Raw genomic sequence first — 14,646 nt, 5'->3', positions numbered from 1 at the left:
ACATCGGGGCCTGGAGCCTTGCCGGGCTTACAGCTGGCCCATCGCCGGGTCGGTCACCGAATCCCGGCCCGTTTCCACGCGGCCCGCAAAGCGGCGGTAGAACGTGGGATCGCTGCTGCTGGTCACGGCGAAGTCGTACCAGCTTCCGCTGGCTTCGAGCGACCAGTTCAGCGTCTGGGTGGCGCCGGCGGCCACGGTGGCTTCCCACGGGCCGTCGGTGCGGTACGCCAGCGGCGTGATGCGGAAAGTGCCCGAGCCGGCGCCGAGGTTCATCAGGTCGACATAGACGTCGCCCTTGGTGATCTCGTAGCAGACGCGGATTTCCGGGTTGGGCGTGGCGGTGCCGAGCACGCGGGTATCGCCCCGGAAGTGGCGGTGGAAGCCGTTGGGGCCGAGGACCCAGAGGTCGTACTGGCCGGCGTCGGCCGACGCGGTGGTCCAGGTGTCAGACAGCGTCTTGCCGGCCTCGACCACGTAGCGGCGCGGCACGCTGTCGATGTCCTTGCGGTTGTAGACGTGGAACACGGCGGCCTGCTGGCCCGAGTTGGCGAACAGCAGTTGCACCGTGCCGTTGGCGGCCACGCGGGCGCTGGTGTGCAGCTCGTAGGGCAGGGCGCGCGACGGGCTGGTGCCGGCTTCCTGCTGTGGCAGCTGGGCGGTGGTGGGCACCGGCACGGCGGGCAGCGCGGTCTGCGCGGCACGCAGCGAATCGGCGGCGGCACGCGTCTGGTGGCCATTCAACTGCGGCACCACGCCCAGGTTCGGCGTCTTGAAATCGAATGCCGAGGTCAGGTCGCCGCAGACTGCGCGGCGGAACGGGCTGATGTTCGGTTCCTGCACGCCAAAGCGGGTTTCCAGGAAGCGCAGTACCGAGGTGTGGTCGAACACCTGCGAGTTGATCCAGCCGCCACGGCTCCACGGCGAGATCACGAACATCGGCACGCGCGGGCCGGGACCGAACACGCGGCCGTCACGCGCCGGCTGGCTGGTGCTGCCGTCCGGCGGGTTCTGCGTGTAGTACTCGGCGGCCATGTCGGCGTCACTGAGCGTGGACTTGCCTGCCAGCGAGCTGTCCGGATGGCGCGACGGGGCCGACGGCGACGGCACGTGGTCGAAGTAGCCATCGTTCTCGTCGAAATTGATCAGCAGGACGGTCTTGCTCCAGACCTCCGGGTTGGCCGTCAGCGCGTCCAGCACTTCCTGCAGGAACCACGCGCCCTGCACCGGCGACGAGGGCCCGGGATGCTCGCAGTAGATCGACGGGGCGTTGAGCCACGACACGGCCGGCAGCCTGCCGGCGGCGATATCGGCCTTGAAGGCGTTCAGGTACTGGTCGGGCGTGGTGCCCGGCAGCGTGTTGGCAATGCCCTTGTAGAGCGGGTTGGCGGCGTTGTCGGTGGCCGGATCGTAGGCCTTGTACGGCAGCGCCTGCCCGGTATTGGTGTAGGGCGACTGCGGCGCGCCGCCGCTGGAGACCGGGAAGCCCGAGGCCAGGTTGGCCTGGCGGAACGTGCGGAACGCGCCCAGCATGTTGTCGCCCCATTCGTCGGGCATGTTCTGGTAGCTCATCCAGCTGACGCCGGCTTTTTCCAGACGCTCGGCGTAGGTGGTCCACGTGTAGCCGACATTGGCGTCAGAGGCGATGCCGTTGATGGCGTCCCACTCGTTGTTCACGAACGCGCGGTTCTGCGGCATCACGCCGTTGGTGCCGGTGATGTGGAACGAGCGGTTGGCGTCGGTGCCGGTGTGCATCGCGCAGTGGTAGGCGTCGCACAGCGTGAACGCCTTGGCCAGCGCGAACTGGAACGGGATTTCCTGTTCCTTGAAGTAGCCCATCGACGTGTCGGTCTTGGCCACGGGCCAGCGCGACATGCGGCCGTGGTCCCACGCTTGCTGGCTGTCCGCCCAGGCGTGCGGCGTGCCGGCCGTGCGCTGGGCGTTGTTGGCGGCGCCGTTCAGGTGGTACGGCGTCAGGATGGTGCCGTTGGCGCGGGCCTGCTGCCAGACGTTGCGGCCGGCGGGCATCGGGATCGTGATGCGGTCGCCAAAGCCACGCACGCCGCGGAGCGTGCCGAAATAGTGATCGAACGAGCGGTTTTCCTGCATCAGGATGACCACGTGCTCGATGTCGTTGATGGTGCCGGTCTTGTTGTTGGCCTCGATGGCCAGCGCGCGGCGGATGCTGGGGGGAAAGGCGGCCAGCGTGGCGGCGGAGAACGCCGTACCCGTGGCCGTCTGCAGAAACTTGCGGCGGGAGATCATGTTGGTGTGTTCAGGCTGTGTGCGGTGGGCAATGGGAGGGCGGCGCGCGGTCAGGGCGCGCAGCGCTTCTCGACGGCCGGTGCCGAGGCGGGGGGCGGGTTGCCCGCCGGCGGTTGCGTGGGCTTGTCGTCGTCGCTCCCGCCGCAGGCGCACAGCAACAGCGCGGCGAGGCACGCGGCGGCCAGGCCGCGTGTCAGGTTGGCTTCTTCCATGGTGTTTGTTATTGGCTCGTGATTTGGGGACTGCCCGAGGTAGGCAGGCCGCAAGGCTAGGGCAGGCCAATGACAGGTTCATGACGCACGGGGCACTTCCGGGCGGTATCCGCGCCGCTGTCCACATTGGGTAGCCGGGCTTGCGTTACATTGCGCGAATGCCGTCGCATCGCCCGTTCGATGTGACAGTGCGATGTCTGCATGGCACACAACCAGGAGACCCGCCATGACGAGCAAGAACACGATTTGCCTGTGGTTCGACGGCGAAGCCGAGGCTGCCGCCAATTTCTACGCGAAGACATTTCCGGACAGCCGCGTCACGGCGGTCCACCGCGCGCCGAGTGACTATCCGAGCGGCAAGGAAGGTGATGTACTGACCGTCGATTTCACGGTGGCCGGCATCCCGTGCGTCGGCCTGAACGGCGGCCCGTACTTCAAGCACAGCGAGGCGTTCTCGTTCCAGATCGCCACGGACGACCAGGAGGAAACGGACCGGCTCTGGAATGCCATCGTCGGCAATGGCGGGCAGGAGAGCGAGTGCGGCTGGTGCAAGGACCGCTGGGGACTCTCGTGGCAGATCTCGCCGCGCGTCCTGACCGACGCGGTGATGGGCAACGACAAGGCGGTGGCCAGGCGCGCCTTCGAGGCCATGATGACGATGCGCAAGATCGACGTGGCGAAGATCGAGGCCGCCGTGCGGGGCGAGGGGCAGTAAGCCCCGTCGCCCGGGTGCTACTTGGCGTCGATGGCGCAGGCGCCGGTGGCACAGCCGTCGTCCTGCGCGCTGGGCGCTGCCCGCGTGGGTGCCGCCGCTGATGCGCTGGCGCGGTATTCCCGCGCTTCAAGTACCAGCTCCGCAATCTGCGCGCCGAGCGTCATGTCGGCCACCGAGCCGAAGTGCTGCTGGCGCAGGTTGCCGTGCGCATCGATCAGGATCAGCGTCGGCGTGCCGCGCATGGCGTAGGCGCGCATGGTCAGCGGGATGCCGCCCTGGCCGTCGGGCTGGTCCACGCCCACCGGAAACGGAATCCGGTATTCGTGCAGGAAGGCTTGCAGCGCCGTGGGTGTCATGGCCTCGTGATGCTCGAACACGGTATGCAGGCCAACCACGGCCACTTCGGACGCCGGAAAGGTCTGGTGCACGCGCGCCGCCTGCGGCAGGCCGTGCGAGACACAGCCGGGACACAGCATCTGGAACGCTTCGAGCACGATTACCTTGCCCCGCAGTGCTTCGAGGCTGAGCGGGCGGTCCGTGTTGAACCATTGCTGGACGGCCCAGGCGGGCGCGGGTTGGCTATGACGGGCGTTCATGGTCTGGATCTCCTGATGCGTGGATGGCCCTAGTATTGGCCCGCACCGCCCGGCTGGCATCGCAGTTCGTCCAGAAAAGTTACCAATTTGTCCACGGCAACCATTAGTACATTGCGTACATCTGCCGGGCAACGCCGAAAAAAGCGGGCGAATCCGACAAACCTGCCGGTCGCCCCCTGTCACGCTCGCGGAGCAGCACACTCCACCACGACCGCGAGACACCCGATGCGCGCAACACTGAATGACACCGAAATTTTCTTTGACATCGACGGCGAAGGCTTTCACCCGGAGCAGGGCACGCTGACGGAAAAACCCGTGCTGGTGATCCTCCACGGCGGGCTTGGTTTCGACCATGCCTACCTGAAGCCGGGGCTTTGCGCGCTACGCGAAGTGGCGCAATTGCTATACGTCGACCTGCGCGGCCAGGGCCGCTCGGGCCGCCCGCCGCTGGCCACCTGCACGCTGGAACAGATGGCCGACGACGTGGCCGCGCTGTGCGCCTATCTGGGCCTGCCGCGCGTCCACGTGTTTGGCCATTCGGCGGGTGGCTTCGTCGCCATGCACCTGGCGCTGCGCCATCCGGCGCTGGTCGGCGGGCTGGTGCTGTGCAGCAGTTCGCCGACGGTCCAGCCGATCATGGACGACACCGGCGAGCCCGCGCCCTCGCTGGCCTCGCGCGCCGGCCCAGAGACCCTGGCCGTGGCGGGGCGCCTGTTTGGCGGCGAGATTACCGAAGAGAGCGTGGCGGATTTCTTCCGCGAGGTTGGCCCGTACTATGCGGCGCCGGCCCACATGGACGTGCCGCCAACGCTGACCGCGCTGTGCATCCCCTCGGTCGACATGATGCGGCACTTCATGACCGCGCTGGCGCCGTCCTATGACCTGCGGCCCCAACTGGGCCGCATCGCCGCGCGTACGCTGGTGCTGGTGGGCAAGTTCGACTGGGTCTGCCCGCCGCGCGCCAGCCGGGCCATCGCCCGCGGTATTCCGGGGTCGGTACTGGTGGAATTCGAGGACGCGGGCCATTTCCCGTTCTCCGAGACGCCGGACGCGTTCCTCGACGTGATGGGGTCCTATTTCGGCGATTGAACCGGGGACGCGGCCCAGGCCGCGTCCTTGCTTGCCGGACGTTATTCGCGGAACAGGTGCGTGGCGTGCGTGACCGCCGCACCCGCGCGCATCGCCGCCGCCACGAGCGCGGCCTCGGCCAGTTGCGCGTCGGTGGCGCCGGCATCGCGGGCCGCCTTGTTGTGGATGGCGATGCAATACGGACATTGCGTCGTCAGCGCCACCGCCACCGCGATGATCTGCTTCTGCTGCGCGGAGAGCGCCCCTTCGGCAAACGCCGCCTTGTCGAAGGCCCAGAAACTCTTCATTGCCTCCGGCGCGTTCTCGTCGAGCTTCTTCAGGTTGCCAAGATCTTTCATGTCGAACATGGGAGCCTCCTACGGGCAGGGAATGGAGTACCCATGATAGAAACCGCAGCCCCGTTTGGGGCGGGTTTCGGCCGCACCACCGCGTGATTGGCCGTGCGAATCGGATAGTGCTTGGGCGATGCCTAAGTCACTGCCGGGGCAAGCGATCAACCGGCCGTGCGCTTCATGCGCGTCGTGACCGAAAATGTCTCCGCCGGATGGATCGTCACGGAGACTTCGAACGTCTCACCGGCCTCGTCAAGATAGCGGCGGACAATCTTCAGCACCGGCGCACCAAGATCCAGCCCGAGTGCCGCTGCAATGCGCGCGTCCTGCAGCGTCGAAGCCCTGACGTCCTGTTCGATCTCGGCGATCGGCCGGCCATGGCGCGACTCGATCAGCGAACTGACCAGCACGTCGGGCGTGTCGCGCACGATGGGGCCGATGTCGGCATAGGCGGAGTCGATGTAGATATCGGTCCACGCCATCGGCGCGGCCCTGGCACCATCGTCCAGCCTCACACTCGAAATGCGCAGCCACGGCGTATCGGGCGCACCGCCCAGTTCGGCCGCCACCTCAGGCGGGGCGGTCGCCGCTTCCACCGACTGCACCACGCGGCGGTGCGCCTCACCGAACTGCATCAGATCTTCAACGGACGCCAGCGTCGGTTTGAACACCGCCCGGGGTTGCGTGGACTCCACGCGCGTACCGACATTCTTGCGGCGCGACACCAGCCCCATGTCCTGCAATTCCTGCAGCACGGCCCGGATCATGTAGCGGCTGGCCTGGAACTGTTCGCACAGCTCGAACTCGGTAGGCAGCAGTGCGCCTACCGGAAAACGGCCGGTCTTGATGCCGTCCAGCAACTGGCGGCTGATTTCTGCGGAGTTTGACTTGCTCATAAGCCTTTTACGGCACATGCGTCGCGGCGGGGTCTGCCGCCGACTCAGGGTTTACATGCCTTTCCAAGATATGTTCGAACATATTTAATGCTGCATATGTTCGAACATATACGAATTCCTGCTCGATTGCCACAAGGTCTCACCATGCCCAACTACACGATTCCCGCCGCCAGTACCGTTGTCGATTCCGCGCTGTTCCGCGATGCCTTCGGCACCCGTGCGATGCGCGAGATTTTCTCCGATGGCGCGCTGGTTCAGCGTTATATCGATGTCGAGGTGGCGCTGGCCAAGGCCGAGGCGCGCGTCGGCGTGATCCCGGCGGAAGCCGCCGAGGCCATTGCCCGGGAATCGCGCATCGAGCGGATCGATTTCGACCACATGCGTGAAGAAACCGACATTGTCGGCTATCCGATCCTGCCGCTGGTGCACCAGATGGTGGAAATGTGCGGCGAGGCTGGCCGTTACGTTCACTGGGGCGCCACCACGCAGGACATCATGGACACTGCCGTGGCCCTGCAGGTGCGCGACGCGCTGGACAGCATCGACGCCGATCTCCGCGACCTGCGCCGCATTCTGGCGGATCTTGCCGCCCGGCACCGCGACACGCCGATGGCCGGCCGCACCCACCTGCAACAGGCCCTCCCGGTGACGTTCGGCTACAAGGTGGCGATCTGGCTGGCGATGTTCGATCGCCACCAGCAGCGCCTGGCCGAACTGCGCCCGCGCGTGGCAGTGGTGGAGTTCGCGGGGGCGGCCGGCACGCTGGCCTCGCTCGGCGACAAGGGTTTCGACGTGCAGCGCGAACTGGCCGCCGAACTGGGGCTGGGCGTGCCGGCCACCACCTGGCATGTGGCGCGCGACGGCTTCGCCGAGGCCGTGAATCTGCTGGCGCTGGTCACCGGCTCGCTTGGCAAGATCGCGCTCGACATCATGATCATGGCCTCGACCGAGTTTGCCGAGGTCTACGAGCCGTTCGTCAAGGGGCGGGGCGCCAGCAGCACCATGCCGCAGAAGCGCAACCCGATCTCCAGCGAGTTGATGCTCGCGGCCTCGAAGGCCGTGCGGCAGCATGCCGGGCTGATGGTCGACGCGATGGTGCAGGATTTCGAGCGCGCCACCGGCCCATGGCACGCGGAATGGATCGCCATCCCCGAGAGCTTCATCCTGACGGCCGGCGCGCTGCACCAGGCGAAGTTCGCGCTGGGCGGCCTGATCGTCGACGTGCCGCGCATGGCGCAGAACCTCGGCATCTCGAAGGGCCTCATCGTCGCCGAGGCCGTGATGATGCGCATGGCGCCGCATATCGGCCGCCAGCAAGCGCACGACGTGGTCTACGACGCCTGCCGCACCGTGAACGAGCAGGGCGGCACGCTGGCCGAGGCCCTGCTGGCATTGCCCGCCGTCACCGGGCACTTCGACCGCGCCGCCATCGATGACATGGTGAACCCGGTGAACTATCTCGGCCTGGCCCCGCAGATGGTAGACCGCGCCATCGCGCTCTCGGGCCACGTGGACGGCAACCTGCCCGCCACGTCCCGCTGACCCCTGCAGATTGACAAAACCCATACCGGAGACCACCCATGCAACCCTTCGCTCCCTTCGTGCGCGCCGCGCTCGCCGTGGCCACGTTCGCCGCCGCTGCCTCCGCCCAGGCCCAGGCCTGGCCCACCAAGCCGATCACCTGGATTGTGCCGTTCGCGGCCGGCGGCCCTACCGATGCGCTGGCCCGCAATATCGCCGAGCGCGTGTCGCGCGAGGTGGGGCAGTCGATCATCATCGACAACTCGCCGGGTGCTGGCGGCACGGTGGGGGCGGCCAAGGCGGCCCGCGCGCCGGCCGATGGCTATACGATGCTGGTCGGGCACATGGGATACATGGGCGCGGCCCCGGCGCTGTACAAGAAGCTGCCGTACGATCCGGTGAAGGACTTTGCCCCGGTGTTCCGCTTCCCGGACACGCCAATGGTGCTGATGGTGCGCAAGGACCACCCCGCCAAGGATGTCAGGGCGCTGGTCGAGTACGGCAAACAGAACCCGGGCAAGCTGTTCATCAGCAATGCGGGCATGGGCTCCACGTCCCACCTGATCGCCGCCATGTTTGCGTCGGCGGCAGGCATCAAGGTGTCGCTGGTGCCGTACAAGGGCGCGGGCCCGGCGCTGATCGACGTGATCGGCGGGCAGGTCGACGGCATGTTCGACCAGACCAATACGGCCCTCCCGCAGATCACGGAGTCGAAGGTTCGCCCGCTGGCGGTCACCTCGGCGACGCGCGTGGGGCAGCTCAAGGACGTACCAACGCTGGCCGAAACCGTGGCGCCGGGCTTCGAAGCCGCCACGTGGTACGGCATCTACGCGCCGAAGGGCACGCCGCAGCCGGTGATCGACAAGGTCCAGGCGGCCTACCTGAAGGTCATGTCCGACAAGGCGTTCACGGACCGCATGGCCGCGCAGGCCATTCAGATGCTGCCGGCCGACAAGTACACCGCGAGCGCGCTGGGCAAGCATACCGAGGCCGAGGTGGCCCGCTGGAAGGCGCTGGCGGCCAAGGCCAACATCACGCTGGACTGAGCGATGACGCAGACCCGCGTGGAGCATGACGCCTTCGGCCCGGTCGACATCCCGGCCGACCGGTACTGGGGCGCCCAGACCCAGCGCGCGTTGGCCGTGTTCGATATCGGCACCGAGCGCTTTCCCGAATGCCTGGTTCACGCCTTCGGACTACACAAGATGGCGGCGGCAGCGGCCAACCTGAAGTGCGGCGAACTGGACCAGGAGATCGCCCAGGCCATTGCTGCCGCCGCGGCCGAGGTGCGCAGCGGTGCCCTGGACGCGCATTTTCCGCTGACGATCTGGCAGACGGGGTCCGGCACCCAGACCAACATGAACGCCAACGAGGTCATTGCCAACCGCGCCAACGAACGGCTGGGCGAGCCGCTCGGCGCCAGGCGGCCGGTGCATCCCAACGACCATGTGAACCGCTCCCAGTCGTCCAACGACAGCTTCCCGACCGTGATGCACCTGAGCGCGGTCATGGAACTCGAAGACCGCCTGCTGCCGGCGCTGGCCGCGCTGCGCGACAGCCTGGCTTCGCGTGCGACGGCGTTCGCCGATATCCTCAAGCTGGCGCGCACCCACCTGATGGATGCCGTCCCGACCACACTGGGGCGCGGCTTCGAAGGCTTTGCGGCCCAGCTCGGGCACAGCATCGGGCGCGTGGAAGCGGCGCTGCCCCGCCTGCTGATGCTGCCGCAGGGGGGTACGGCGGCCGGCACCGGGCTCAACGCCCCGCCCGGTTTCGCCGAGGCTTTCTGCGCCGAGGCAAGCCGCCTGACCGGGCTGCCGTTCCGCCCGAATCCGTGCAAGGTCGAAGGCATGGCCGCGCACGATGCGCTGTTGGAACTGTCCGGAGCACTGAACGTGATCGCAGCGTCGTTCATCAAGATCGCCAACGACCTGCGCTGGATGAGTTCCGGGCCGCATTGCGGGCTGGGAGAACTGCGGATGCCCGATGACGGCCTGACGTCGTCGATCATGCCCGGCAAGCGCAATCCGACCATCGCCGAGGTGATGGTGCAGGCCGGCATGCAGGTGGCCGGCAATCACGTCACCGTGACAATGGCGGCGGCATCGGGCAGCTTCGAGTTGAACGTGGCCAAGCCGGTGCTGATTTTCAACGTGCTGCAGTCGATCCGGGTGCTGGCGGACAGTGCACGCGTCGTGGCGGAGCGCGTGGTTCCCGGACTGGAACCGGACCGCGATCGGCTGGCGCGCCAGCTCGACAGCCCGTTGCTGGCGGCTACGGCGCTGAACCCGCACATCGGCTACGACCTGGCAGCGCGGATCGTGAAGCATGCCAGGGCGCAGGGCATGTCTGCACGCGAGGCCGCGGTGGAACTCGGCATCCTCCGCGGTGAAGAGTACGACCGGCTGGTCGACCTGGCACGCATGGCGCACGGGATGGGCTAGCCGGCCGATATCAGACACCGCATCGCGCGCTCGCCACAGGCCGAACGGCGTATCATCGACGGCAGCCCGTCTGATGCCCGCCGACCGCCAGCGATGACCCACGATCCCCACCTGTCTCCGAAGCTCCACCTGACCGCGCAGCATGGCTTTGCCTTGCACGACAGCCGGCAGCCCGGTTTCCAGCGGGCCTGGCATGTGCACGACTGCGGCATGCTGCTGTGGCCGCGCATGGGGCGGCTCAGGACGGTGTGGGATGCGCCGGATGGCGAGCCGGATGCGCAGCACGCCGTCTCGCTGGTGCGCGGGACTGCCGTGCTGCTGCCGGAATCGACGTCGCACCTGACGGCTTCCGAACAAGGGCGCCAGCAGCACGGGGAGCTTTACCTGCCGGCCGATCGCCTGCCGGCCGGGCGGCGCTTTGGCGCCGTCCACCTCGATGCGGCGACGATTGCGATGCTCGAGGCGCTTCTGACTCCGACCATCTCGGTGCAAAGTGCGTCCTGGCTGGTGCGCGCCATCATGGAACAGCTTTCGGCCAGCCGGCCGCTGGCGTTGCCCGAGGAGCCGGCCTCGGTGGCGCGGCGCATGGTGCGGCGCTTCCATCAGGCGCTGGAGCGCGACCTGTCGCTGCCATCGATCGATGCGGTCGCCAGCGAAATGGGAGTGTCGATCCGCAACCTGCAGCGTGCCTGCCAGGCCGAATTCGGCGCCACGCCGGTGGCGCTACGGCGGCGCGTCCTGGCGGCCCACGCCCGCACCTTGATGGCGCAGGGCCGGTCCGCCGCCAGCGTCAGCGTGGACCTGGGATTTTCGTCGAGCGGGCATTTGCACCGGCTGCTGCGCGAGGCAGCGGATCGGCACTAGCTCCGCGACGCTTTCAGGCATTGGCTACCACGGCGTCGATCTCGATTTCCGTCCACGCCAGATCCGGAAGGCTGGCCACGCCAAGCGCGCTGCGAGCGGGCAAGGGCTGGTCGGGAAACGCCGTGCGCAGCACCGCCGACGCCGCGTCGAGCACGGCCGGGTGGCGCGTGAACTCCGGCGCCGCACGGATGAAGCCGCGCAGGCGCACCAGCTGGACCACGCGCGACAACTGGCCATCGCAGGCGCCCCGCAGGGCGGCCAGCGCGTTGAGCATCGACACTTCCGCGGCGCGGCGGGCCGGTTCCAGATCGTCATCGGACTGGCATTGCCCGGCCATGGCGATACCCTGCCGGCGGCACACCTGGCCGGCGATCGACACCCAGCGCGAACCGTCCACCTGCACGGCGCAGTAGGGCGCATAGCTGCCCTGTGGCCTGGACACCTCGGGCAATATGAACCCGGCGGCGGCCAGCCGGGCTTCGGGCGTGCTGGCCGTCATGCCTCGCTCCATGCCACGCTGCCGCTGAGCCAGCATCCGGCGGGTTCGCCCGATTCGCCGTGGCGCGGCGCCACGAGGATCTCCGAGGGGCTGCCCATGGCGTCACCCTGCCAGACCGCGATGGCAGGCGCCGAGCCGTCCCGCAGGGGCAGCTCCCCCGCCTGCTGGAGGTATCCCCACAGCGCGGCCGCCGCGATGCCGGTGGCCGCATCCTCGGGGTAGCCCGACGACTTCGGGAACTGGCGCGCATGCACCACGGGCCGCCCATCGGCCCTGGGCGTACCGAAGGCATACGGATACAGCCCGGTCGAGCCGATCGAGGCACACAGCGGCTCCATGGTCGAGAAATCGGGTTGCAGGCTGTCGAGCGCTGCCACGGAGGGCAGGGCGACCAGTGTCTTGACCCGGCTGGTGGCGGCATTGATCGCGGCATGGGGGCCGGCGGGCAGGCCGAGCTGCGCCGCCACCCGGCCTGCGGCCTCGGCATCGAGTGCTTCGGCATGCACTGCCGGCTGCGAAATCCACACGCATTGCCCGGCATCGTCCCAATAGGCGAGCACGACCCCGCTCAAGGTCTCGATACGTGCCGTGGCAGTCGTCCAGCGTCCCCACTGGCGCAGCGCCCACAGCGTGCCGACCGTGGCATGGCCGCACATTTCCATCTCGTGCTGCGGCACGAAGAAGCGCAAGCGCCAGTCGCAATCGATCTCGCTGGGCAGGACGAACGCCGACTCGTGCCCATGGGCGGCGGCCACCGCCTGCATCTCAGGCGCGCTCATGCCACGGGCGTCGGCCACCAGCGGCACCGGGTTGCCGCCCTGTCCATCGCGCACGAAGACGCGGATCAGCGTGACTTCACTCACCTGTGGCTCCCACGGACTTGGCAATCTTGCCCCAGTAGGGAATGTCGGCCTGGACGGCCGACTGCAGCGCGGCCGGCGTGCCGGGACGCGCGGTGACCCCCTTGCCCGCCAGGTCGTCGGCCACCGCTTTCTCGGCGAGCACCTTGTTCAGGGCCGCATTGAAGCGATCGACGATGGCGGCGGGCGTGCCCTTGGGGAAGGCGATGCCGTACCACAGCTGCTGTTCGAAGCCCGGCACACCCTGCGCCGAGAACGTCGACACGCCCGGCAGCAGCGGCGTGGGGGCGGTCACGGCAATGGCGGCGATCTTGCCGGCCTTGACGTACGGGGCCAGGCCCACGGGGTTGTCGAAAATCAGCTGCACCGGGCCGCCGATCAGGTCGGTATAGGCCGGCGCCGCCCCACGATAGGGCACGTGAACCATCGGCACCCCGACCAGCTTCTGGAATTGCTCGCCCATCAGGTGCGATACGGTTCCCACCCCGACCGACGCGAAGCTGTGCTGCGCCGGATCCGACTTCAGCTTGGCGATGAGCGCCCGGGTGTCCGGCACGCGCAACGCGTTATTGACCGCCAGCACATAGGGGGAGGTGCCGATGAAGCCGGCATAGGCGAAGTCCTTCGCCGGGTTGTAGGTCAGCTTCGGGTACAGCGCCACGCTGACGGCGTGCGTGCTCGTGGTGACCACGCCCGCCGTGTAGCCGTCCGGCGTGGCCCGCGCGACAAAGCCCGAACCCAGTGTGCCGCCGGCGCCGCTCCGGTTGTCGATGACCACGGGCTGGCCCAGTTCGCGCTGTAGCAACGGCTGGATCGAGCGCACCACGAGATCGGTGCCGCCGCCGGCCGGAAACGGCACCACCATGGTGATCGGCTTCGCCGGCCAGGCTTCGGCGTGAGCGGCGATGGAACAGGCCGCAACGGCGCCCGCCAGCAGGGCGCCGCAGACCTTGTGCGTTGAAATGGGCAGGATAGACACGGGCACTCCCTCGTTTGGAATGCAGCCAGTCTAAGAAGGCGGCCGGGCCGTCTCAATCCGGATTGCGGCACCCGGTGATCCGGAATGCGGCGGCCTTCTTGCCTCGCAGAACGTCAGGCGAGGATCAGTAATCCCACTGCACCGGCACGAAGCGGTACACGTCGCCATTCCTGGCGATGTGGCCGACCGACGGGAAGGCGACGTGCGCGGCAGCCAGCAGCGAACCGGTCTCCGCGGCCTCGTCCAGCAGGGCGATACGCACCTGCGTGGCGATCTCCGGCTCGTGCTCGAAGCCGTTCTGCCAGTCGGGCTGCTCGAACCCGACTTCGAAGATCGCATCGCCCACAAACGTCAGCTTTTCGCCTTTCGACGCCACGTCCACCACGCAGTGGCCCGGCGTGTGGCCGCCAGTCACGCGTGCCGTGACGCCCGCCGCAACTTCCACGGTCTTGTCGAACTGGACGATGTTCTCGCTGTAGAGCTGCACGAACTTCGCGGCGGCCTTGCGCAGCGCGGGCGGCACGGCTTCGGGCATCACGGTCTGGCTGAAGTCGGGGTTCTTCCAGAACTCCACCTCGGCGGCGGCCACGTGGATGCGCACGTCCGGACGCAGCTTGGCCTTCACGCCATCCACGTTCAGCCCGCCCACGTGGTCCATGTGCATGTGGGTGATGACGATATCGGTGATGGCGCCGAGGTCGATGCCTGCCGTCTCCAGCCGCATGACCGAACGGCCGGCGCGCGAGAAGTACTCGAAGCCGTCGCCCACGCCCGAGTCCACCAGGATCAGGCGGTCGCCGCTGCGCACCAGCGCCACGTTCAACGCCCAGTCGAACATGTCGCGCTGCAGGAAGCGGTCATCGAACCAGGCATTGCGGTCCGCCTCGCTGACGTTGGTGGACATCGTGGAAGTGGGCAGCGGCAGCACGCCGTCGCTGATCAGCACCACGTCGACATCGCCAATACGCACGGCGTAGCGGGAGGACACGAGTTCGCCGGAACCTTCCTTGCCAACGCTGGCAATCACGGGCTGCACATTGCGGGTTGTTTCGGTCATGGTCTTTCGTCCTGTCAAATGGGAGGGTAGGCCGCACTGCGCGGCAGGAACGGCCCGCGTCATGGCGCGGACCTCTTCCTCGACCGTCGCACGGCTTGTGCAACCATCGTGCTGGGGATTCTAGGCAGCGGGGACGGGCAGCAGTAGAGCGCTGAAGGCACGCAGTATGTTGCCTGGGAAGCGACAATCGTCGGGCGGGGCGGGAAAGGGTGGGAGCAAACGTCTGCCGTCGGAGGCATTCACCCAGGCGTTGAATGTAAAGGCAACGAGCCCCGGGTTGCCCTGAAACGCTGGTGTTGATCTGGCCCGTTGGGCAGGGC

General features: G+C 67.8%; 15 protein-coding genes. 6 read left to right on the top strand and 9 right to left on the bottom strand.

Annotated elements, in window-relative coordinates; all coding sequences use genetic code 11:
• Positions 1-27: 27 nt before the first annotated feature.
• Both EV147_RS05765 and EV147_RS25895 read right to left on the bottom strand, forming a co-directional pair.
• Entirely contained in the window at positions 28-2,262 is a 2,235-nt protein-coding gene (locus EV147_RS05765; protein WP_130390132.1) for a phosphocholine-specific phospholipase C, read from the bottom strand.
• Positions 2,263-2,312: 50 nt separating this feature from the next.
• The gene (locus tag EV147_RS25895) at positions 2,313-2,474 is read right to left on the bottom strand and encodes a hypothetical protein (protein ID WP_157994666.1); all 162 of its coding nucleotides are present in this window, start codon (positions 2,472-2,474) and stop codon (positions 2,313-2,315) included.
• A 226-nt stretch (positions 2,475-2,700) separates the two neighbouring features.
• Here EV147_RS25895 and EV147_RS05760 point away from each other — a divergent pair, with 226 nt between their 5' ends.
• Positions 2,701-3,189 (top strand): VOC family protein, encoded by a 489-nt coding sequence (locus EV147_RS05760; protein ID WP_130390131.1) that lies wholly within the window; start codon positions 2,701-2,703, stop codon positions 3,187-3,189.
• A 17-nt stretch (positions 3,190-3,206) separates the two neighbouring features.
• On the opposite strand, the gene EV147_RS05755 is transcribed toward EV147_RS05760, so the two are convergent.
• Complete coding sequence (locus EV147_RS05755) at positions 3,207-3,785, bottom strand: redoxin domain-containing protein (protein WP_130390130.1); 579 nt, start codon at positions 3,783-3,785, stop codon at positions 3,207-3,209.
• A gap of 225 nt (positions 3,786-4,010) precedes the next feature.
• On the opposite strand from EV147_RS05755, the gene EV147_RS05750 reads away from it, so the two are divergent.
• Positions 4,011-4,874, top strand: coding sequence for an alpha/beta fold hydrolase (locus EV147_RS05750; protein ID WP_130390129.1), 864 nt, complete (start codon positions 4,011-4,013; stop codon positions 4,872-4,874).
• A 41-nt stretch (positions 4,875-4,915) separates the two neighbouring features.
• Here EV147_RS05750 and EV147_RS05745 read toward each other — a convergent pair whose 3' ends face one another.
• Positions 4,916-5,221, bottom strand: coding sequence for a carboxymuconolactone decarboxylase family protein (locus tag EV147_RS05745; protein WP_130390128.1), 306 nt, complete (start codon positions 5,219-5,221; stop codon positions 4,916-4,918).
• 146 nt (positions 5,222-5,367) lie between these two features.
• Positions 5,368-6,102 carry a GntR family transcriptional regulator gene (locus tag EV147_RS05740; RefSeq protein ID WP_130390127.1) on the bottom strand — a complete coding sequence of 245 codons (735 nt, stop codon included), beginning with the start codon at positions 6,100-6,102 and terminating at the stop codon, positions 5,368-5,370.
• A gap of 144 nt (positions 6,103-6,246) precedes the next feature.
• Here EV147_RS05740 and pcaB point away from each other — a divergent pair, with 144 nt between their 5' ends.
• From pcaB to EV147_RS05720, 4 genes are all read left to right on the top strand, one after another.
• Positions 6,247-7,644 carry a 3-carboxy-cis,cis-muconate cycloisomerase gene (pcaB, locus tag EV147_RS05735; protein ID WP_130390126.1) on the top strand — a complete coding sequence of 466 codons (1,398 nt, stop codon included), beginning with the start codon at positions 6,247-6,249 and terminating at the stop codon, positions 7,642-7,644.
• Between the two features lie 38 nt (positions 7,645-7,682).
• On the top strand, positions 7,683-8,669 hold the full coding sequence (locus EV147_RS05730; RefSeq protein WP_130390125.1) for a tripartite tricarboxylate transporter substrate-binding protein: 987 nt from the start codon (positions 7,683-7,685) through the stop codon (positions 8,667-8,669).
• Positions 8,670-8,672: 3 nt separating this feature from the next.
• The gene (locus EV147_RS05725) at positions 8,673-10,067 is read left to right on the top strand and encodes a class II fumarate hydratase (protein ID WP_130390124.1); all 1,395 of its coding nucleotides are present in this window, start codon (positions 8,673-8,675) and stop codon (positions 10,065-10,067) included.
• 93 nt (positions 10,068-10,160) lie between these two features.
• A complete protein-coding gene (locus EV147_RS05720; RefSeq protein ID WP_130390123.1) occupies positions 10,161-10,931 on the top strand; it encodes a helix-turn-helix transcriptional regulator in 771 nt (256 codons plus the stop codon).
• Positions 10,932-10,944: 13 nt separating this feature from the next.
• Here EV147_RS05720 and EV147_RS05715 read toward each other — a convergent pair whose 3' ends face one another.
• The 4 genes from EV147_RS05715 to EV147_RS05700 form a co-directional block, all read right to left on the bottom strand.
• Positions 10,945-11,430 carry a RidA family protein gene (locus tag EV147_RS05715; protein ID WP_130390122.1) on the bottom strand — a complete coding sequence of 162 codons (486 nt, stop codon included), beginning with the start codon at positions 11,428-11,430 and terminating at the stop codon, positions 10,945-10,947.
• Positions 11,427-12,293 (bottom strand): PhzF family phenazine biosynthesis protein, encoded by an 867-nt coding sequence (locus EV147_RS05710; RefSeq protein ID WP_130390121.1) that lies wholly within the window; start codon positions 12,291-12,293, stop codon positions 11,427-11,429. Before EV147_RS05710 ends, EV147_RS05715 begins: the two co-directional genes overlap by 4 nt.
• On the bottom strand, positions 12,286-13,269 hold the full coding sequence (locus EV147_RS05705) for a Bug family tripartite tricarboxylate transporter substrate binding protein (RefSeq protein ID WP_130390120.1): 984 nt from the start codon (positions 13,267-13,269) through the stop codon (positions 12,286-12,288). Before EV147_RS05705 ends, EV147_RS05710 begins: the two co-directional genes overlap by 8 nt.
• 124 nt (positions 13,270-13,393) lie before the next feature.
• A complete protein-coding gene (locus EV147_RS05700) occupies positions 13,394-14,326 on the bottom strand; it encodes an MBL fold metallo-hydrolase (RefSeq protein ID WP_130390119.1) in 933 nt (310 codons plus the stop codon).
• Positions 14,327-14,646: the final 320 nt, after the last annotated feature.

The sequence above is a fragment of the Cupriavidus agavae genome, assembly GCF_004217045.1.
Lineage (GTDB): Bacteria > Pseudomonadota > Gammaproteobacteria > Burkholderiales > Burkholderiaceae > Cupriavidus > Cupriavidus agavae.
This window is presented reverse-complemented; position numbering and strand designations above follow the sequence as displayed.